Annotated in this window: 17 protein-coding genes; 8 read left to right on the forward strand and 9 right to left on the reverse strand. The window is 71.7% G+C overall.

The window, feature by feature from the left end; genetic code table 11:
- Window positions 1-27: 27 nt before the first annotated feature.
- Window positions 28-1311, reverse strand: coding sequence for an NYN domain-containing protein (locus tag AC069X_RS12225; protein ID WP_478727745.1), 1284 nt, complete (start codon window positions 1309-1311; stop codon window positions 28-30).
- A 212-nt stretch (window positions 1312-1523) separates the two neighbouring features.
- Here AC069X_RS12225 and AC069X_RS12230 point away from each other — a divergent pair, with 212 nt between their 5' ends.
- A complete protein-coding gene (locus tag AC069X_RS12230; RefSeq protein WP_478727747.1) occupies window positions 1524-1688 on the forward strand; it encodes a hypothetical protein in 165 nt (54 codons plus the stop codon).
- A 127-nt stretch (window positions 1689-1815) separates the two neighbouring features.
- On the opposite strand, the gene dnaE is transcribed toward AC069X_RS12230, so the two are convergent.
- Complete coding sequence (gene dnaE, locus AC069X_RS12235) at window positions 1816-5358, reverse strand: DNA polymerase III subunit alpha (protein WP_478727749.1); 3543 nt, start codon at window positions 5356-5358, stop codon at window positions 1816-1818.
- Between the two features lie 178 nt (window positions 5359-5536).
- On the opposite strand from dnaE, the gene AC069X_RS12240 reads away from it, so the two are divergent.
- The 5 genes from AC069X_RS12240 (at window position 5537) to AC069X_RS12260 (ending at window position 11446) form a co-directional block, all read left to right on the forward strand.
- Window positions 5537-6862, forward strand: a complete 1326-nt coding sequence (locus AC069X_RS12240; RefSeq protein WP_478727751.1) for a DUF2252 domain-containing protein — start codon at window positions 5537-5539, stop codon at window positions 6860-6862.
- Window positions 6863-6945: 83 nt separating this feature from the next.
- Complete coding sequence (locus AC069X_RS12245; protein ID WP_478727753.1) at window positions 6946-7635, forward strand: hypothetical protein; 690 nt, start codon at window positions 6946-6948, stop codon at window positions 7633-7635.
- A 49-nt stretch (window positions 7636-7684) separates the two neighbouring features.
- Window positions 7685-8479, forward strand: coding sequence for a DsbA family protein (locus AC069X_RS12250; protein WP_478727755.1), 795 nt, complete (start codon window positions 7685-7687; stop codon window positions 8477-8479).
- Window positions 8480-8604: 125 nt separating this feature from the next.
- On the forward strand, window positions 8605-10254 hold the full coding sequence (locus tag AC069X_RS12255) for an alkaline phosphatase D family protein (RefSeq protein WP_478727757.1): 1650 nt from the start codon (window positions 8605-8607) through the stop codon (window positions 10252-10254).
- Between the two features lie 223 nt (window positions 10255-10477).
- A complete protein-coding gene (locus AC069X_RS12260; protein WP_478728167.1) occupies window positions 10478-11446 on the forward strand; it encodes a zinc metalloprotease in 969 nt (322 codons plus the stop codon).
- 66 nt (window positions 11447-11512) lie between these two features.
- On the opposite strand, the gene AC069X_RS12265 is transcribed toward AC069X_RS12260, so the two are convergent.
- Window positions 11513-12082, reverse strand: a complete 570-nt coding sequence (locus AC069X_RS12265; protein ID WP_478727759.1) for a dienelactone hydrolase family protein — start codon at window positions 12080-12082, stop codon at window positions 11513-11515.
- Between the two features lie 73 nt (window positions 12083-12155).
- On the opposite strand from AC069X_RS12265, the gene AC069X_RS12270 reads away from it, so the two are divergent.
- Entirely contained in the window at window positions 12156-13211 is a 1056-nt protein-coding gene (locus AC069X_RS12270) for a mechanosensitive ion channel family protein (RefSeq protein WP_478728169.1), read from the forward strand.
- Here the strand turns inward: AC069X_RS12270 and AC069X_RS12275 are convergent.
- Window positions 13208-13789, reverse strand: a complete 582-nt coding sequence (locus tag AC069X_RS12275) for a TetR/AcrR family transcriptional regulator (RefSeq protein ID WP_478727761.1) — start codon at window positions 13787-13789, stop codon at window positions 13208-13210. The two genes, AC069X_RS12270 and AC069X_RS12275, sit on opposite strands and share 4 nt — an antisense overlap.
- Window positions 13790-13853: 64 nt before the next feature.
- Between AC069X_RS12275 and AC069X_RS12280 the strand changes: the two genes are divergently transcribed.
- Window positions 13854-14333: an SRPBCC family protein gene (locus tag AC069X_RS12280; protein ID WP_478727763.1), complete on the forward strand. Its 480-nt coding sequence runs from the start codon at window positions 13854-13856 to the stop codon at window positions 14331-14333.
- 5 nt (window positions 14334-14338) lie between these two features.
- On the opposite strand, the gene AC069X_RS12285 is transcribed toward AC069X_RS12280, so the two are convergent.
- The 5 genes from AC069X_RS12285 to AC069X_RS12305 all read right to left on the reverse strand — a co-directional run bounded on the left by AC069X_RS12285 (window position 14339) and on the right by AC069X_RS12305 (window position 19322).
- A complete protein-coding gene (locus AC069X_RS12285) occupies window positions 14339-15931 on the reverse strand; it encodes a Na+/H+ antiporter (protein WP_478727764.1) in 1593 nt (530 codons plus the stop codon).
- Window positions 15932-16102: 171 nt separating this feature from the next.
- Window positions 16103-16576 (reverse strand): GNAT family N-acetyltransferase, encoded by a 474-nt coding sequence (locus tag AC069X_RS12290; RefSeq protein WP_478727766.1) that lies wholly within the window; start codon window positions 16574-16576, stop codon window positions 16103-16105.
- On the reverse strand, window positions 16573-17514 hold the full coding sequence (locus AC069X_RS12295; protein WP_007263598.1) for an RluA family pseudouridine synthase: 942 nt from the start codon (window positions 17512-17514) through the stop codon (window positions 16573-16575). The genes AC069X_RS12290 and AC069X_RS12295 overlap by 4 nt, the downstream gene beginning before the upstream one ends.
- Before the next feature lie 52 nt (window positions 17515-17566).
- On the reverse strand, window positions 17567-18133 hold the full coding sequence (gene lspA / locus AC069X_RS12300; RefSeq protein WP_478727768.1) for a signal peptidase II: 567 nt from the start codon (window positions 18131-18133) through the stop codon (window positions 17567-17569).
- A gap of 85 nt (window positions 18134-18218) precedes the next feature.
- On the reverse strand, window positions 18219-19322 hold the full coding sequence (locus AC069X_RS12305) for a TraR/DksA family transcriptional regulator (protein ID WP_478727770.1): 1104 nt from the start codon (window positions 19320-19322) through the stop codon (window positions 18219-18221).
- Window positions 19323-19871: the final 549 nt, after the last annotated feature.

A 19871-nucleotide genomic window follows, 5' to 3' on the forward strand; every position in this document is an offset into this window, starting at 1 on the left:
AGGGAGCAGCCTACGCGGCTTCCGGCCCTACTCGGCCGCCGGGGTCATCGCGGCCCCGGGGACGGGGGCCGTCGGGCCGCCGACGTGCTCGGCTGCGGCGCGCACGTCGATCTCCCGCCAGAACCCGGCGCGGATGGCGTAGCGGTCGTGCTCGTCGATCTGGTCGTCCTTGTGGGCGAGGAGCCCGAAGCGGGCGGCGTAGCGCAGCAGCTCCCCGTCGATGCGGTGCGGGACGCGCGGGTACATGGTGGCCAGTTTCTGCAGGTGGGCGGCCTCGGGGAGGCGTTCCATCCAGCGGCGGGCGAAGACCTGGCCGACTTCGAAGGGGTCGCCTCCGACGGTGGTGATGTCCTCCTCGCGGTCGGCCCAGCGCTGCTCGGCGCTGGTGAGCTGGGCGAGGGTGGGCAGGGAGGCGGTCTCGGCGGGTTCGCCGAGGGGGCCGGCGCGGTCGATCCAGCCCTTGTCGGAGGACCAGCGCAGGGCGCTGCCAGCGGGGCTGGGGGTGCTCTGGGCGGCGGAGGCGGCGGGGGCCGGGGCGGGGCCGCGCAGTGCGGCGAGGTCCTTGGGGGTGGGGACGGGTTTGGCGCCTTCGGTGGCGGGCGCCGGGACGGGTGCTCCGTTCGGGCGGTCCCCGGGGGTGGCGGGGGCGCCGTTGCGGGCGGCTTCGGCGAGGGCGGCCTCGGGCAGGGGCGCGGAGAGGATCGCGGCGATCTCGGGGCGGGGTGCGGGCGGCGGGGCGCAGAGTCCGGCGAGGTCGCGGGCGCGGACGGCGCGGGTGATCCAGGCGCGGTCGAGGACGCGGCGCTCGTCGGCCTCGGCGACGAGGTCCTCGGACTGGTTGTAGTCGCCGTCGGCGGCCTGTACGGCCCACAGGTGGACGGCGACGCCGTGTTCCTTGGCGGACATCAGCCCGGGGAGCAGGTCGCCGTCCCCGGTGACGAGGACCACGTCGGAGCAGGCGCGGTTGCGGGCGAGTTCGGTGAGTTCGGCGTGCATCGCGGCGTCGACGCCCTTCTGCGCCCAGCGGCCGTCGCTGCGGGTCAGGGCGCCGAGCCGGACGGTGACGCGGGACATGACGCGCAGGCGGCGGTGTTCGGGCTGGGGGACCCGGTCGGGGGCTCCGTCGAACCAGTAGATCCGCAGGAGGGGCTGCTGGGTGTCGGCTTCGGCGCGTTCGCGCAGGCCCTGGATGAGGGCGGAGTGGTCGACGGTGATGCGGGAGCGGGAGGGTTCTCCGGCGAGGAGGCTCGCGGCGGCGCCCAGCAGGTATCCGGCGTCCACCAGGACGACGCAGCGGTCCACGTGTTCCACCCTCTTCCGTGGGGGTCCTCGACAGGTTTTCCCCGAGTCTGCCCGACCGCAAGGGTGTTGACGGCCGGAACTCGATCAACGGCGTGGCGGATCTCGCCGGGGACGGCGCGAAGGCCGCCGCTACGCACGGCAATGATCCAAAATGCGTGGTTTGTGGGGGTGTGTGAGTGTGAAGGCGGCCCTGGCCCCTACTACCCCCACGGAGGCATTCCATGGCCAAGAACAAGAACCAGAAGCAGCCCGCGAAGCAGCAGCAGCGTTCGTCCGCCCAGGAGCGGAGTTCGACCGAGGCCTCGCCGGAAGAGCGCCCCTCTCAGTCGCCGAGCCCGCTGGACATGGCGCACAAGAGCAAGCAGAAGCGCTTCGGTCACAACTGACGCCTCCGCGCGGCGACGGAAGGGCCCGCCGGCACAGTCGCCGGCCGGGCCCTTCCGTACGCGCGTGCGCGCGCCGCGCTCCCGCGCCCTTCGCTCCCGCGCCCCGCGCTCCCGTCCCCCGTACGGGCTAGCCGGCCAGGCAGGAGGGGCCGAGCAGCACCTTGAGGTCGCCGAAGAGGGCCGGGTCGGGCTGGACGCGGTGGCGGTCGAGGCGCAGCACGGTGGTGGTGCGCGGCCCCTGGAGCTTGATCCGCACCTCGGTGTTGCCCTTGTGGTGGCGCAGGATCTCGCCCAGACGGGTCACCATCGGCGGGGTGACCTTGACCGTGGGGATGGTGAGGACGACGGGGGCGTTGGTGCCGGCCGAGGAGAGGTCGGGGACCATCATCTCCATGGCGACCAGGCGGGGGACGTCCTCGCGCTTGTCGAGGCGGCCCTTGACGAAGACGACGGTGTCCTCGACCAGCTGGGTGGAGACGAGCTGGTAGGTCGCGGGGAAGAACATGCACTCGATGGAGCCGGCGAGGTCCTCGACGGTGGCGATGGCCCAGGCGTTGCCCTGCTTGGTCATCTTGCGCTGGAGGCCCGAGATGATGCCGCCGATGGTGACGACGGCGCCGTCGGAGTGCTCGCCGCCGGTGAGCTGGGAGATGCCGGCGTCCGTCTTGTCGGACAGGACGTGCTCCAGGCCGAAGAGCGGGTGGTCGGAGACGTAGAGGCCGAGCATCTCGCGCTCCTGGGCGAGCAGGTAGGACTTCTCCCACTCGACGTCGGAGAACTCCACGTCGAGGCCGAAGCCGGGCTCGTCGCCGCCGTCCTCGTCACCCATTCCGCCGAACAGGTCGAACTGTCCCTCGGCCTCCTTGCGCTTGACCGCGACCACGTTGTCGATCATCGATTCGTGGTGGGCGACCAGGCCCTTGCGGGTGTGGCCCATCTCGTCGTAGGCGCCGGCCTTGATCAGCGACTCGACGGTGCGCTTGTTGCAGACGACGGCCTCGACCTTGTCGAGGAAGTCGGGGAAGGAGGAGTACTTCCCCTTGGACTTCCTGGTCTTGATGATCGAGTCGACGACGTTCTGGCCGACGTTGCGCACGGCGGTGAGGCCGAAGAGGATCACGTCGTCGCCCTGGGCGGCGAAGTTGGACTCGGACTCGTTCACGTTCGGCGGGAGCACCTTGATGCCCATGCGCCGGCATTCGTTCAGGTAGATCGCGGACTTGTCCTTGTCGTCCTTGACCGAGGTGAGCAGGCCCGCCATGTACTCGGCGGGGTAGTTCGCCTTGAGGTAGGCGGTCCAGTAGGAGACGAGTCCGTAGGCGGCCGAGTGGGCCTTGTTGAAGGCGTAGCCGGCGAAGGGGACCAGGACGTCCCAGAGGGCCTGGATGGCCTGGTCGGTGTAGCCGTTCTTGCGGGCGCCCTCCTGGAAGATCGTGAAGTTCTTCGCCAGTTCCTCGGGCTTCTTCTTGCCCATGACACGGCGCAGGATGTCGGCCTCGCCGAGGGAGTACCCGGCGATGATCTGGGCGGCCTTCTGGACCTGCTCCTGGTAGACGATCAGGCCGTAGGTGACCGCGAGGACCTCTTCGAGCGGCTTCTCCAGCTCGGGGTGGATCGGGGTGATCTCCTGCTGCTTGTTCTTGCGCAGGGCGTAGTTCGTGTGCGAGTTCATGCCCATCGGGCCCGGGCGGTAAAGCGCGGACACGGCGGAGATGTCTTCGAAGTTGTCGGGCTTCATCAGGCGCAGCAGGGAGCGCATGGGCCCGCCGTCGAACTGGAAGACGCCGAGGGTGTCGCCGCGCTGGAGCAGCTCGAAGGTCTTGGGGTCGTCGAGCGGGAGGGCCAGGAGGTCGATGTCGATCCCCTTGTTGGCCTTCACCATCTTGACGGCGTCGTCCATGATCGTGAGGTTGCGCAGGCCGAGGAAGTCCATCTTCAGCAGGCCGAGCGATTCGCAGCTCGGGTAGTCCCACTGGGTGATGGTGACGCCGTCGGTGTGCCGCACCCAGACGGGCACGTGGTCGGTGATCCTCTCGCTGGACATGATCACGCCGGCGGCGTGCACGCCCATCTGGCGGACCAGGCCCTCGACGCCGCGGGCGGTGTCGATGACCTTCTTCACGTCGGGTTCGTTCTCGTACATCCCGCGGATCTCGCCGGCCTCGCCGTAGCGGGGGTGCGAGGGGTCGAGGATGCCGGAGAGCGGGATGCCCTTGCCGAGGACGTCGGCGGGCATGGCCTTGGTGAGCCGGTCGCCCATGGCGTAGGGGTAGCCGAGGACGCGCGCGGAGTCCTTGATCGCGTTCTTGGCCTTGATGGTGCCGTAAGTGCCGATCATGGCGACCTTGTCCTCGCCGTACTTCTCGGTCACGTACCGGATCACCTCGACGCGCCGACGCTCGTCGAAGTCGATGTCGACATCGGGCATGGAGACGCGCTCGGGGTTGAGGAAGCGCTCGAAGATCAGGCCGTGCGGGATCGGGTCGAGGTCGGTGATGCCCATGGCGTACGCGACGATCGAGCCGGCCGCGGAGCCGCGGCCGGGGCCCACCGCGATCCCCTGGTTCTTGGCCCACATGATGAAGTCGGCGACCACGAGGAAGTAGCCCGGGAAGCCCATCGAGATGATCGTGTCCATCTCGTACTCGACCTGCTTCATGCGGTCCTCGGGGATCCCGCCGGGGAAGCGGCGGTGCATGCCCCGCATGGTCTCCTCGCGGAACCAGGTGACCTCGGTGTAGCCGTCCGGGATGTCGAACTTCGGCATCAGGTTCCGGAAGGTGAACATGCCCTCGGTGTCGATCTGGTCCGCGACCAGCTTCGTGTTGGCGCAGCCCTCCTGCCAGGCGTCCGAGGAGTCGATCGCGTACATCTCGTCGGTCGACTTGAGGTAGTAGCCGGAGCCGTCGAAGCGGAAGCGGTCGGGGTCCGAGAGGTTCTTGCCGGTCTGGATGCACAGCAGGGCGTCGTGGGCGCCGGCCTCGTGCGCGTACGTGTAGTGCGAGTCGTTCGTGACCAGCGGGGGGATGCCGAGCTTCTTGCCGATCTCCAGGAGGCCGTCGCGGACCCGGCGCTCGATCTCGATGCCGTGGTCCATCAGCTCCAGGAAGTAGCGGTCCTTGCCGAAGATGTCCTGGTACTCGGAGGCCGACTTCAGGGCCTCGTCGAACTGTCCGAGGCGCAGACGCGTCTGGAGCTCGCCGGAGGGGCAGCCGGTGGAGGCGATCAGGCCCTCCGACCACTGGCTGATGGTCTCCTTGTCCATGCGCGGCCACTTCGTGAGCCAGCCCTCCTTGTACGCGTCGGAGGACAGCCGGAAGAGGTTGTGCAGGCCGGTGGCGTTCGCCGCCCAGATCGTCTTGTGGGTGTAGCCGCCGGAGCCGGAGACGTCGTCCCGCTTCTGGTGGGGCTGGCCCCACTGGATGCGGCGCTTGTTGCGCCGGGATTCGGGGGCCACGTACGCCTCGATGCCGATGATCGGGGTGATCCCGGCCTTCTGCGCGGAGTGGAAGAAGTCGTACGCCCCGTGGAGGTTGCCGTGGTCGGACATGGCGATGTGCGTCATGCCCATTTCATTGCAGGCAGCGAACATGTCCTTCAGCCGCGCGGCACCGTCCAGCAGCGAGTACTGGGTGTGGACGTGCAGGTGCGTGAACGGCGTCTTGGTCACGGTGGGGGCCTCCGGGGGAGAGAGGGGCGGCAGCTACGAATCCTACGTCCCACGAGTGACAGAGCCGGGGCACCGACGGGTACGGTCGGGCGTTGCAGAAGTCGCAGAACCAGGAAGACCGGCCCGGCGTCCAGTCGGTCAGAAGCCGTACCACCCCGTGCACCAGGAGGCATCCGCCATGGCGGTCACCGAGACCACCGACGAGCAGCGCGCCGAGCAGATACTCGATGTGTTCGACACCGCATTCGGCCGGCTGCTCGCCGCCGACCCCGCCGCCTTCCAGGTCAAGTTCCGGAAGATGGCGGCCTCGGCGTTCGCCTTCTACCGGGGCACCGCCTGCCTCTTCTACGCCGACCTGGAGCGCGACCGCCACGGCGGGCCCTACCTGGACGAGCGCACCGGCCGGGTCTGGATCCACGGCGACCTGCACGCCGAGAACTTCGGCACGTACATGGACGCCAACGGCCGGCTGGTGTTCAACGTGAACGACTTCGACGAGGCGTACGTCGGCCCCTTCACCTGGGACCTCAAGCGCTTCGCCGCCTCCGTCGCCCTGATCGGCTACACCAAGGCCCTCAGCGACGAGCAGATCAGCTCGCTGGTGCGGACGTACGCGGCCGCCTACCGGGAGCGCATCCACCAGCTGGCCGCGGGCGCCAAGCACGAGGAGGTCCCCTCCTTCACCCTGGACACCGCCGACGGAGCCCTGCTGGGGGCCCTGCGCGCGGCCCGGGCCCGCACCCGCTTCTCCCTGCTGGACTCGATGACCGAGATCCGCGACCACGAGCGCCGCTTCAGCTCCGGCGGCGGGGCGATCGAGCTGGACGCGGCCACCCGGTACAAGGTGCTGGCCGCCTTCGACGGCTACCTGGAGACCCTGCCCGAGGAGTCCCTGGTGCGCCCGGACTCCTACCGGGTCAAGGACGTGGTGGGACGCCGGGGCGTGGGCATCGGCTCGGCGGGCCTGCCCTCGTACAACATCCTGCTGGAGGGGCACAGCGACGCCCTGGAGAACGACGTCGTGATCTACCTCAAGCAGGCGCAGACCCCGGCCGTGTCCCGGCACATCACCGACCGGGCGGTCCGGGAGTACTTCCAGCACGAGGGCCACCGCACGGTGATCTCCCAGCGGGCCCTCCAGGCGCACGCCGACCCGTGGCTGGGCTGGACCGAGCTGGACGGGACCGGCCAGCTGGTCGCGGAGGTCTCCCCGTACGCGGTGGACCTGGACTGGTCGGACCTGGACGACCCGGAGGAGATCGCGGCGGTGGTCGCGGACCTGGGCCGGGCCACGGCGACGATGCACGCCTCGGCCGACGAGGCCGAGAGCGGGCAGTCGCTGGTGCCGTTCTCCACCGAGCGGGCCATCGACGCGGTGATCGCCGGCGACGAGGAGGGCTTCCCGGAGCTGCTGGTCGACTTCGCCCACGCCTACGGGGCCCGCGCCCGCGCCGACCACCAGATCTTCGTGGACCTGTTCCGCAACGGCCGGATCATGTCGTAATCCGTGGGACGCGAGGGGTCCGGGGCCTTGATTCACAGGACCCGGACCCCTCTTCCACAGGAACTCATGGCAGACTCGCGGCGATGGACATATCAGGGGTGAGGATCCGGGGGCTGCGGGCCGCGCTGTTCAGCGCGCTCGTCGTGCTGCTCTCGGCCGGTTCCCACGTGCTCATGTCCCAGGTCCCGCTGCCGCCCGCCCTGGTCGCGGGCGCCTTCGCCGGGGTCTTCACGATCGCCTTCGCACTGGCCGGCCGGGAGCGCGGCTTCGGCCCGATCGCCGGGCTGCTGGTGCCGCTGGAGCTGGCGGCCGACACCGTCTTCACCGCCGGGCAGCACCTCTGCTACGGCCCGGCGGGCGGGCCGGTCTCCGGGCCGCTGCGCGCGCTGGGCCTGGACGCGCTGTGCGGCGGCACGCCGGTGGGCGGGCCGCTGACCGAGGTGGCCGGGCCGGCCGGGGATCCGGCGGCGCTGCTGGCCTCGCCCGGGCCGTGGACGCCGTGGCTGCTGCTCGGCGCGCACGTCGCCGTCGGGCTGGCGGCCGCCGCGTGGCTGCGGCACGGCGAGCGGGCCCTCGTGCGGCTGCTGCGGGCGGTCGCCGCCTTCGCGTTCCGGCCGCTGCTGCTGGCGGCGGCCTCGGCCGGGGGGGTCCCCGGGCGGGCCGGGCGGGCGCTGCGGCCGGTGTTCCGCGGCGCGGTGGCCCGTACCCGCTTCCCGGCGCATTCCGTGGGCCGGCGGGGTCCTCCCGTACGTGGGGCGCTCGCGGGCGCCTGAGCACGTACGGCAGTACCCCCCTACCCCTCCCCGTCCCACGGAGATCACCATGAGTGCACGCAACAGCCAGCAGAACAAGGCCGCCGCCCGCGAGAAGCTGCGCGTCGAGCGCGAGCGGCAGGCGAAGAAGGACAAGGCCCGCCGGCAGCTGGTCGTGGCCGGCGCGGTCGTCGGCGTCCTGGCACTGGCCGGCGGCGTCGGCTACGCGGTCGTCCAGGCCAACGAGCCGGGCTACTGGGACAAGGCCGCCGATGCCGTGCTGGTCAAGCCGAAGAACACCACGGGCGAGGACGGCCTGACCGTGGTCATCGGCAAGCCCGAGGCGAAGAAGACCCTGGAGCTGTACGAGGACTCGCGCTGCCCGGCCTGCGCCTCCTTCGAGCAGGCGGTCGGCGAGCAGGTCAAGAAGGACGTGGAGGCGGGCAAGTTCAAGCTCCGGTACTTCGGCGCCACCTTCATCGACAACGGCGTCAAGGGCGAGGGTTCGAAGAACGCCCTGAGCGCGCTGGGCGCGGCGCTGAACGTGAGCCCGGAGGCCTTCCTCGACTACAAGGGGGCGCTCTACTCGAAGGCCCTGCACCCCGAGGAGACGAACGACGCCTTCGCCAAGGACGACTACCTGCTGAAGGTCGCGGACACGGTTCCGGCGCTGAAGGACAACGCCGAGTTCAAGAAGGCGGTCCAGGACGGCACGTACGACCGGTGGGCGCTGGAGATGTCGAATGCGTTCGACAAGTCCGGTGTGACGGGCACCCCCACACTGAAGATGGACGGCAAGAAGATCGAGACCCCGGCGACGCCGGAGGCCTTCACGGCGGCGATCGACAAGGCCCTGGCGGGCTGATGACCCGACAGATCCGGTCATAACGCCGGACCGTCACAACGGGCGGGCGAACTCTCGGAGTTCGTCCGCCCGTTGCCGTTCCGTGGCTGTTCCCAGCCACGTACCGGTCAGTAATATGATCGGCCGTGACCAGTCATCTCACCCCTTCACACCCGCGCCGCCGTACGGTCGTCCTGGCCGCCGCGGCCACGGCCGCACTCGCGCCGATCACCACCCTCGGCGCCCCGTCGGCCCACGCCGCGGAGGCCGCGCCCGCGTTCCTCCACGGCGTCGCCTCGGGCGACCCGCTGCCCGACGGCGTCCTGCTCTGGACCCGCGTCACCCCCTCCCCCGAGGCGGTGCCCGGCTCCGGTCTGGGCCCGGCCACCGCGGTGCGCTGGGAGGTGGCCGAGGACAAGGCCTTCTCCCGCGTCGTCGCGAGCGGCTCCGTCACCGCGACCGCCGCCGCCGACCACACGGTCAAGGCCGACGTGCGCGGCCTGCGGCCGCAGACCCCCTACTGGTACCGGTTCACCGCCGGCACCGCCGTCTCCCCCGCCGGCCGCACCCTGACCGCCCCGGCGGCCGACTCGACCACGCCCGGCATCCGCTTCGGCGTGGTCTCCTGCGCCAACTGGGAGTCCGGCTACTTCTCCGCGTACCGCCACCTGGCCGCCCGTACCGACCTGCACGCGGTGCTGCACCTGGGCGACTACATCTACGAGTACCAGACCGGCGGTTACCCCGAGGCGAAGTACGTCGTACGCCAGCACGAGCCGAAGAACGAGATCGTCTCGCTCTCCGACTACCGCACCCGGCACGGCAAGTACAAGACGGACGGCGACCTCCAGGCGCTGCACGCGGCCCACCCGGTCGTCGCCATCTGGGACGACCACGAGTTCGCGGACAACTCCTGGTCCGACGGGGCCGGGAACCACACGGCGGGCACCGAGGGCGACTGGGCGGCGCGCGCGGCCGCCGCCAAGCAGGCGTACTTCGAGTGGATGCCCGTACGCCCCTCCATCGCGGGTACCGTGTACCGTCGCCTGCAGTTCGGCACCCTCGCCGACCTGCACCTGCTGGACCTGCGCTCCTTCCGCTCCGAGCAGGCCAAGACCGGCAGCGGCTCGGTGGACGACCCGGAGCGCACCCTGACCGGGCGCGCGCAGCTGGACTGGCTCAAGTCCGGCCTGGCGGCCTCGAACGCGACCTGGAAGCTGGTCGGCACCTCGGTGATGATCTCGCCGGTGGCCTTCGCCTCGCTGCCGGCGCACCTGATGAAGCCGCTCGCGCACCTGCTGGGCCTGCCCGAGGGCGGGATCGCGGTCAACACCGACCAGTGGGACGGCTACACGGACGATCGCAAGGAACTCCTGGGCCACTTGAAGGACCGGAACGTCAAGAACACGGTGTTCCTGACCGGCGACATCCACATGGCGTGGGCGAACGAGGTCCCGGTGAACATGGCGACGTACCCGGGTTCGGGGACCGCGGCCACCGAGTTCGTGGTCACCTCGGTGACCTCCGACAACATCGACGACATGCTGCACGTGGCGCCGCACACCCTCTCGGTCGTCGCGGAGGGCGCCATCAAGGCGGCGAACTGGCACGTGAAGTGGCTGGACATGGACTCGCACGGCTACGGCGTACTGGACGTGACGGCCGAGCGCTCGCAGATGGACTACTACGTCATCTCGGACAAGCGGCGGCAGGACGCGAGCTCCTCCTGGGCCCGCTCGTACCGCACGCTGAACGGCACCCAGAAGGTGGAACGGATCTACCAGCCGGTCCGCTGACCCCCCGTCAAATCTGTCGCGGAAGGGGACTCCTGGTGCAGACCAGGAGTCCCACCGGTCACATCGGCAACAAATCTTTAACCTACGAGTACTTGCCATCTCGATGACATGCACACATAAACTTCCGGCCAGCGTGAGGAAATCCCTCACCCCCCACCACGCTTGCCGAGGAGTCACCGTGCGCGCCGCTGCCCGCATATCCCCCCTTCTCCGCCGCCGCCTCATGGGTACGGCCGTCCTGGCCTCCACCCTGGCCTTCGCCCCGCTGACCGCCCCCACCACGGTCGCCGCGGCCGCCCACCAGACCGGCGCCGAGGTCTGCGCCGAGGAGGGCTCCGCCCCGGCCAACGCCCGCGTCGCCAAGCCCAAGCACGACCACGCCGCCGAGCCCAACGAGGTCAGCGAGGCCGAGGTCAAGGCCATGGACGCCGACCTGAAGAAGAAGCTCTCCCAGATCCAGCTGTCCCCGCAGCAGGTCTTCGGCTCCGGCGAGGCCTCCGTCTCCGCGGTCGCCGCCGCCACGAACGTCCCGGTCTACGTCCACGTCATCCACTCCGGCACCACCGGGAAGCTGACCGCCACGGAGATCAACAACCAGATCGCCGTCCTCAACGCCGCCTACAGCGGCCAGGGCACCGGCAACGTCGACTCCGGCTTCCAGTTCACCCTGGCCGGCACCGACTACACGGACAACGCCTCCTGGTACAACGTCTCCAGCGGCAGCCAGGCCGAGAAGGACATGAAGAACGCCCTGCGCAAGGGCGACAAGAACGCGCTCAACATCTACACGGCCAACCTCGGCGGCGGCCTGCTCGGCTGGGCGACCTTCCCGAGCTCCTACGCCTCCCAGCCCAAGATGGACGGCGTGGTCCTCCTCAACACCTCGCTGCCCGGCGGCTCCGCCGCCAACTACAACGAGGGCGACACCGCCACCCACGAGGTCGGCCACTGGATGGGCCTCTACCACACCTTCCAGGGCGGCTGTAACGGAAGCGGCGACTCCGTCTCCGACACCCCGGCCGAGAAGAGCGCCGCCTTCGAGTGCCCGACCGGCCGCGACTCCTGCGCCAGCAAGGCCGGCGTCGACCCGATCCACAACTTCATGGACTACACGTACGACGCCTGCATGTACCAGTTCTCCGCGGGCCAGGTCTCGCGCATGAAGAGCATGTGGACCGCCTACCGCGGCTGATCCCCCGGCTCTCCGCACCCAAGGCGATGCCCCCGGCGCCCCGCGCGCCGGGGGCATCCCCGCGTCCTACAGCGTGTCGAGGAACGCCAGCGCGGTCCTCCAGGCCTCCTCCGCCGCCCCGGCGTCGTAGTCCTCCAGCTCCGGGTCCGTGAACAGGTGCCCCGCGCCCGCGTAGCCGTGCACCTCCACGTCCGCCCCGGCCCGCCGCATCCGCAGGTACCAGGCCGTCAGCCAGTCGTGCGTCTCGTACGGGTCCGGGTCGGCGATGTGCAGCTGCACCGGCAGCTCGTCCGCCGAGGCACCCTCGTCCAGGTCCGCCGTGCCGTGCAGGAGCAGCAGCCCGCGCGCCTTGTCGTCGGCCAGCGCCAGGTGCTGCGCGACGGAGCCGCCGAAGGAGAAGCCCGCGTACACCAGCCCCTCGTCGGAGAACGGCGCGGACGCCAGCACCGCCCGCTTCAGCAGCTCGTCGCGGCCCACCTCCTCCTGGTAGGCCGCGCCCTCCTCGAACGTGGCGAACGTACGGCCCTCGAAGAGGTCCGGCACCTGGACCCGGTGCCCGGCCGCGCGCAGCCGGTCGGCCGCGTCGAGGACCGCGGGCCGCAGCCCGTACGTCGAATGGAAGAGCATGATGTTCATGCCCTCCATCGTGCCATTCGCACGGAAAGGAGGAGTCCCGGGGCGCCCCGTGGATACGTTCTCCACCATGGAGATGGACAACGTTCTGCGTCCCGCCGCGGTCGTCCTCGCCGCGCTGGTCCTCACCCTGATCGCCGGCTGGCTGCTCGACCTGCTGCTGCGCCGGGCCGACGCCCGGCACCCGGAGACCCCGCTGTGGGGCCTGCTGCGCCGCTGCCGCCTGCCCTTCCGGCTCGTCCTCGGCACCGCCGTGCTCCAGGCCTCCTACCGCCCCGCGGGCGTGCTGCCCGGCCACGCGGCCGGAGTGGGCCACGCCCTGACCCTGGTGCAGATCGCCTCGACGGCCTGGCTGCTCGTCGGCATCGCCGCGGCGGTCGTCGAGGCCACCTACGCCCGCTACGCCGCCGCCTCCCCCGACGACGCGCGCGTGCGCCGGGTCCGCACCCAGGTCACCCTGATCCAGCGCGTCCTGACGGCCGTGGCCGTGGTGGTCGCCGCCGCCGCGATGCTGCTGACCTTCCCGCCGATGCGCACGGTCGGCGCCTCGGTGCTGGCGTCCGCCGGGGTGCTGGGCATCGTCGCCGGCATCGCCGCGCAGGCCTCCCTCGGCAACCTCTTCGCCGGACTGCAGATCGCCTTCGGGGACACCGTGCGGATCGGGGACACCGTGGTCGTGGACAAGGAGTGGGGCAAGGTCGAGGAGATCACCCTGACCTTCCTGGTGGTCCGCACCTGGGACGAGCGCCGGATCACGATGCCGGTCTCGTACTTCACCGCCAAGCCGTACGAGAACTGGTCGCGCGGCGGCGCCCAGATGACCGGCACCGTCTTCTGGCACCTGGACCACTCCGCGCCGGTCGCCCTGATGCGGGACAAGCTCGCGGAACTGCTCAAGGACATCCCCGAATGGGACGGCCGCACCGGCAGCCTGGCCGTGACGGACACCACACCGCACACCATCGTGGTGCGCGCGGTCGTCACCGCGAAGGACGCCGACGACGTGTGGACCGTGCGCTGCGCGGTCCGCGAGCAGCTGATCGGCTGGCTGGCCGCCCACCACCCCTACGCCCTCCCCCGCGTCATGACGGCCGAGGCGGCCCGGCCCGAGACGCCTTCGGACACCCCCTAGCCCAGCAGGGCCGCCGCGGACTCCTCCGCGAGGTCCTCGGCGTGCGGGGGCAGCGGCAGGCCCGCCCGCAGGGGGCGGCGGACCACGGCGAGCGGCAGGTCCACCAGCGCCAGGGCGATCCGGTCCAGGCCCTCGGGACCGGTCGCGCCGAGCGCCTCCCCGAGTTCGCCGAGGCGGGCGAAGACCCGCCCGTTGCCCCGGTCGGCGCGCTCGCGGTGCTCCTCGGACCAGCCGGAGCGGCCGAACTCCTCGGCGCCGTACAGGAGCAGCGCCGCCTCCCGGGGGCGGACCCGGCACCAGGCGACGACGTGCCGGGCGCCGGCCCGGGCGGCCCGCCGCGGGTCGGGATCGCCGTCGAGCGCGGCGAGGTAGCCCTCCTGGAAGCCCTCGACGGTGCGCAGCCACACCTCGGCGAGCAGCGCGGGGCGCCCGGGGAATCGGTGGTACACGGACCCGCTGGGCGCGCCCACGGCCTGGGCGACGGCGGACATCGTGACGGCCGCCGGGCCGCCGGCGGCGGCGAGGAGGACGGCGGCGTCGAGGAGTTCGCCGGTGTCGAAGCGGGCTGGTCTCGGCATGAATCGGAGAGTACTCTCCACATCAATTAGAGAGATCCCTCCAATTGAAGGAGCGTGCGCACCCATGCCCGTCCACAACGTGCACGAACGGCTGCTGCCGATGGGCGCCGCCGAGGCCGGGGCCCTCCTCGACTCGCTGTCCGCCGGGACCGCCGACCGGCTCTGGCCGCACCGCACCTGGTCCCCCATGGAATTCGACCGCCCGCTGTCGGCGGGTGCGGAGGGCGGGCACGGGCCGGTCCGCTACACGGTGGCCGCGTACGTCCCGGGGACCTGGATCCGCTTCGCCTTCACCGGTCCGCGCGGGTTCCACGGCTTCCACGAGTACGCCGTCCTGCCCGTGGACGGGCAGCGCACGGTGCTGCGGCACACCCTTTCGATGCGGGTCACCGGCCTCGCCCGGCTGAGCTGGCCCCTGGCCTACCGCTGGCTGCACGACGCCTTGCTGGAGGACAGCCTCGACCGGGCCGAGCGCCCGGCCCGGCGCGCCCGCTGGTCCCCGTACGTCCGGCTGCTGCTGGCCGTCGCCCCGAAGGAGCGCTGACCGGACTACGGGCTGCGCAGGCTGCGGACGTCCAGGTGACGCAGGACCCGGTCGACGATCTCCGGGTCGGAGCCCGGTTCGCTGCGCGCCGCGAGGACCTCGTGCCGGGCGGCGGACATCATCTCCCGCTGGATGCGCTGGACGTCGCGGATCCGCTCCACCCGCTTCGCGTAGGCCTCCCGCCGCTCCTCGTCGACCAGGTCGGGGCTGATCCTCGCCCCGACGTCGTACGCGCGCCGGTACAGGACCTCGACCAGGTCCTCCGGGAGGTCCTCGACCTCCTCGATCTGCTTGAGCCGCCGCTTCGCCGCCCTCGCCGCGCGCAGCGCCAGCTTCCGCTCGGTCTCCCGCGCCGCGTCCGTGTCCGCCTCCACCCCCAGCCGGCGCACCAGCCACGGCAGGGTGAGCCCCTGCACCACCAGCGTGGTCATGATCACCGCGAAGGCGATGAAGACGATCTCGTCCCGCGCGGGGAAGGGCTCGCCGGAGTCCGTGCGCAGGGGCAGCGCCAGGGCCAGGGCCACCGAGGCCACCCCGCGCATCCCGGCCCACCACATCACGAGGCTCTCCCGCCAGCTCAGCGGGATCTCCTCCGCGTAGTCGCGGCGCCGGTGGAGCCTCTTCGCCAGCCAGCCCGCCGGCAGCAGCCAGAGCAGCCGTACCCCGACCACCACCGCGACCACGACCGCCGCCCAGCCCGCCATGGCCGCCTCGCGGCCCGAGGCCACCCCGAAGACGTTGTGCAGCTCCAGCCCGATCAGCCCGAACGCCGCCCCGGTGACCAGCATGTCGACGATCTCCCAGAAGGTGTGCCCCGCGAGGCGCCCCAGCACGTCGTCGGCGTCGCCGGCGTACTCGGCGAGGAACAGGGCCGTCGTCAGCACGGCCAGCACCCCCGAGCCCCGGAGCTCCTCCGCCACCACGTACGCCACGAACGGCACCAGCAGCGTCAGCCCGATCCGGAGGGTGGCCTCGCCGAGCCGGCCCATCAGCCGGTTCGTCGCCCAGCCGAGCGCCAGCCCGACGGCCACCGCCACCACCGCGGACAGGACGAAGTCCCCGAGCGCGTCGGGCCAGGAGAAACTGCCGCTCACGGCGGCGGCCACGGCCACGTGGTAGAGCACGATGGCGGTGACGTCGTTGAACAGGCCCTCGCCCTCCAGGATCGACACCAGCCGGCGCGGCAGCCCGAGCGCCCCGGCCACGGCGGTCGCGGCGACGGGGTCGGGCGGCGCGACGAGCGCGCCCAGGGCCACGGCGGCGGCCAGCGGCAGCCCGGGCACGACGGCGTGCGCGACGCCGGCCACGGCGGCGGTGGTCACGAAGACCAGGGCCACGGCCAGCAGCAGGATGGGGCGGACGTTCGCGGCGAACTGCCGCCAGGAGGTCCGCTGCGCGGAGGCGTACAGCAGGGGCGGCAGCACCAGCGGCAGGATGAACTCGGGCGGGACGTCGACGTCGGGCACGGCCGGCACCACCGCCAGGCCGGCCCCGCCGAGGGTCATGAGCACGGGCGCGGGCAACCCGAGCCGGTCCCCGAGGGGTACGGTCACCACGGCCCCGAGCAGCAGCACGAAGAGCAGAGCGAGCTGATCCACGCCCCCACCCTGTCAGCCCGCCGCGCGGCTCCCGCGCAGGGGCGCGCGGGCTCCGTCCGCGCCGAGGCGCGGGCACCCGGGGCAGAGCTCCCGCAAGGGGGGTCCGGGGCGGCGTCCCGGCGCAGGATCGAACGGCGGGGAGGGGCGAGCCCAGCACAGCCCCCCGGCCCGCTACGGCAGGCGGCGCCGCATCGCCCGGTGCGGGATGCCCGCGTCCTCGAACTCCGGCCCGTACGCCTCGTACCCCAGCCGCTCGTAGAAGCCCAGCGCGTGCGTCTGCGCGCCCAGGTCCACCGCGGCCAGCCCGAGGCGGGCGGCCTCCGCCTCGATCGCGCGGACCAGCGCCACCCCGACGCCGAGTCCGCGCGCGGACTCGCGTACGGCCAGCCGGCCCAGGGAGCCGACCTCCGGTGAGCCCGTCTTGGCCAGGGCCCGTGGCCCGTGCAGCAGCCGGCCGGTGCCCAGCGGCTCCCCGTCCGGGCCGACGGCCAGCACGTGCAGCGCGACGGCGTCGTACGCGTCGTACTCGACCGACTCCGGCACGGCCTGCTCCACCACGAACACCTCGGTCCGCACGGCGCGGCAGGCCGCGAGGTCGGCCTCGGAGGAGGCCACCCTCACGCGGACGCCGGAGACGGAAGTCACTGGCTCTCGGCCCGGATCACGTCCAGCGCGTGCTGCAGGTCGGCCGGGTAGCCGCTCTCGAACTCCACCCACTGCCCGTCGGCCGGGTGCTCGAAGCCGAGCCGTACCGCGTGCAGCCACTGCCGGGTCAGGCCGAGCCGCTTCGCGACGGTCGGGTCGGCCCCGTACGTCAGGTCGCCGACGCACGGGTGCCGGTGCGCGGACATGTGCACGCGGATCTGGTGCGTGCGCCCGGTCTCCAGCTTGATGTCCAGCAGGGACGCGGCCCGGAAGGCCTCGATGAGGTCGTAGTGCGTGACCGAGGCCTTGCCGTCCTGGGTCACCGCCCACTTGTAGTCGGCGCTCGGGTGGCGCCCGATGGGCGCGTCGATCGTGCCGCTCATCGGGTCCGGGTGGCCCTGCACCAGGGCGTGGTAGCGCTTGTCGACCACGCGCTCGCGGAACTGGTTCTTCAGCGAGGTGTACGCGCGTTCGGACTTGGCCACGGCCATCAGGCCGGAGGTGCCGACGTCGAGGCGGTGGACGATGCCCTGGCGCTCGGAGGCACCGGAGGTGGAGATCCGGTAGCCGGCGGCGGCGAGGCCGCCGATGACGGTGGTGCCGGTCCAGCCGGGGCTGGGGTGGGCGGCGACGCCGACCGGCTTCATGATGACCACGACGTCGTCGTCGTCGTGGATGATCTCCATGCCGGGCACGGGCTCGGCCACGAGCTCGACGGGCCGCGGCGGGGCCGGCATCTCGACCTCGAGCCAGGCGCCGCCGTGGACGCGCTCGGACTTGCCGACGACGCTGCCGTCGACCGAGACCTTCCCCTCCGCCGCCAGCTCGGCCGCCTTCGTCCGGGAGAAGCCGAACATACGGGCGATGGCGGCGTCGACGCGCTCGCCTTCGAGGCCATCGGGAACGGGCAGGGTGCGGATCTCGGGAATCGTACTCACCTGTCGAGTATGCAGGACTCGGCAGACGAGGACGCCCGCCCGGGCTCGGCGATCAGTCCTTGTGGACGGTGCCGTCCGGGTCCAGGCCCTTGAAGGACAGCACGACGATCAGGATCCCGCCGCACACGATCGCCGAGTCCGCGAGGTTGAACACGGCGAAGTGGGCCGGCGCGATGAAGTCGACCACCGCACCCCGGAAGACGCCCGGCGACCGGAAGATCCGGTCGGTGAGGTTGCCCAGCGCACCGCCCAGCAGCAGACCCAGGGCGATCGCCCACGGCAGGCTGTACAGCTTGCGGGCCAGCCGGACGATCACCACGATCACGGTCGCCGCGATCATCGTGAAGATGATCGTGAAGGCCTCGCCGAAGCCGAAGGCGGCGCCGGGGTTGCGGATCGCGGAGAACTTCAGCAGGTCCCCGATGATCTCGATCGGCGGCTGGTGCTCCAGCTTGGCCACGACCACCATCTTGCTGCCGAGGTCGAGGAGGTACGCGAGTACCGCCACGATCAGCAGCGCCGCGATCCGCCTGCGCCCCCGGGGCGCGGCGTTCTCCGACTGCGGCTCGGCGTCGTCCCCGACTTCCGGCATACCGATGATGCGCTCCGCCTCTGCCACGTGAGTCCCTCGAACTAGCTCGAACCAGGTACGGGAAATGGATCCCGACGAGACACGAGAGTACGTCAGTGGGCGTAGGTCCTGGCTAGTGCCTGCGTTCCTGCTTCTGCTTGCAGTCCACGCACAGCGTGGCCCTCGGGAAGGCCTGCATGCGCGCCTTGCCGATGGGCCGCCCGCAGTTCTCGCAGAGCCCGTACGTGCCCGCCTCCAGCCGTTCCAGGGCCCGCTCGGTCTGTTCCAGCATCGAGGTGGCGTTCGCGGCCAGGGCGAGCTCGGACTCCCGGGTGATGTTCTTGGTGCCGGTGTCGGCCTGGTCGTCGCCCGCGCCGTCGCCCGAATCCCGCATCAGGCCCGAGATGGCCACCTCGGAGGCGTCCAGCTCGGCACGCAGCCGCAGCACCTCGCTCTCCAGCTCCGCCCGCGCCTCGGCGACCTCCCCGGCGGTCCAGGGGTCCTCCCCCTCGCGGACGGCGAGCTCGCCGGGGGCCGTGGCCGCGGCGGCCTTCACCTTGGGGAGCCCGCTGGTGGCGGTCCCGGCCGTCTTCCTGGCCGTACCCGCAGTCTTCTTGGCAACCACTTTCCGAGCTCCCGTCTTCCGCGCGGCCGGGGCCGCCCCCTCGGACGCGGCCGTCTTGGCCGCGGCCTTGCTCGTGGTGCGCTCGGCCACCGCCGCACCGGCGCCGGCCGCCTCGGCCGCGGCCTTCCCGGCCGGAGCCGCCTTGGCCGTGGCCCGCTGGGCCGGAGCCTTCTCGGCGGCCGCCGTCCTGGCCGAAGCCTTCCGGGCCACGGCCTTCGTGGCCGGAGCCTTCTTGACCGCAGCCTTCGTAGCCGCAGTCTTCGTAGCCGCAGTCTTCTTGGCCGGAGCACGCTCGGCCGAAGCCTTGTCGGTCGCAGCCTTCGTGGCCGGAGCCTTCTTGGCCGCAGCCTTCTTGGTCGCAGCCTCCTTGGCCGAAGCCTTGTCGGCCGGAGCCTTCTTGGCCGCAGCCTTCTTAGTCGCAGCCTTCCTGGCCGGAGCCTTCGTGGCCGCAGCCCGCTCGGCCGCTGCCGCCCCGGCCCTCGCCTCCTCGCCGGAGGCCTTCGCGGACCGGGACGCCTTGGCCGGAGCCGCCCCGGCCGTGGCCCTCCCGGCGGCGGCCGCTTCGGCCGCGGCCCCGGCCACCTCCTGTTTCGCCGTCTTCTTCGCCACCATGGCCGCGGCCCCTTTTCACATACTGTGATCTTGTTCGCAGATCGTGCCGGAACGATAAATCGCCTCCGACCCCACGGCAACGGGGCACGCGTCCGTCGAGCTCAACCTGCATCCGTTGTGCCCAGCGGGGAGCCCCGTAATCCGCCCCACCCGCCCCAGTGGATCCCGGACCGGCCCGTCAGCCCATCCGGGTCACGCCGGAACCCGCCCCGCGGCGCGCCGCCCGCCCCCGCGAAACCGGTCTGCCGACCGGCCCCCCGGCCCTTACACTGGGCGCAGCGAAAGGCATGGATGGGGACGAGTAGCGTCGGACGCAGCCAGGAGCGACCCGGGGACGGTGAGAGCCCGGGGGCGAGCGCGACGTGAAGGATCACCCCGGAGCCGCCGGAAGAAAGCCCGCACGGATCCCCGTACGGCGAGTAGAACCGGCTTCGCACCCCAATGAGGGGGCCGCCGGACCCGTCCGGAGGCCAAGGAGGGTGGTACCGCGGGAGCAGCAGACGCTCTCGTCCCTCCGGACGGAAGTGACACACCGCCGGAGGAAGAGTT

The sequence above is a fragment of the Streptomyces sp. NPDC043896 genome, assembly GCF_056435605.1.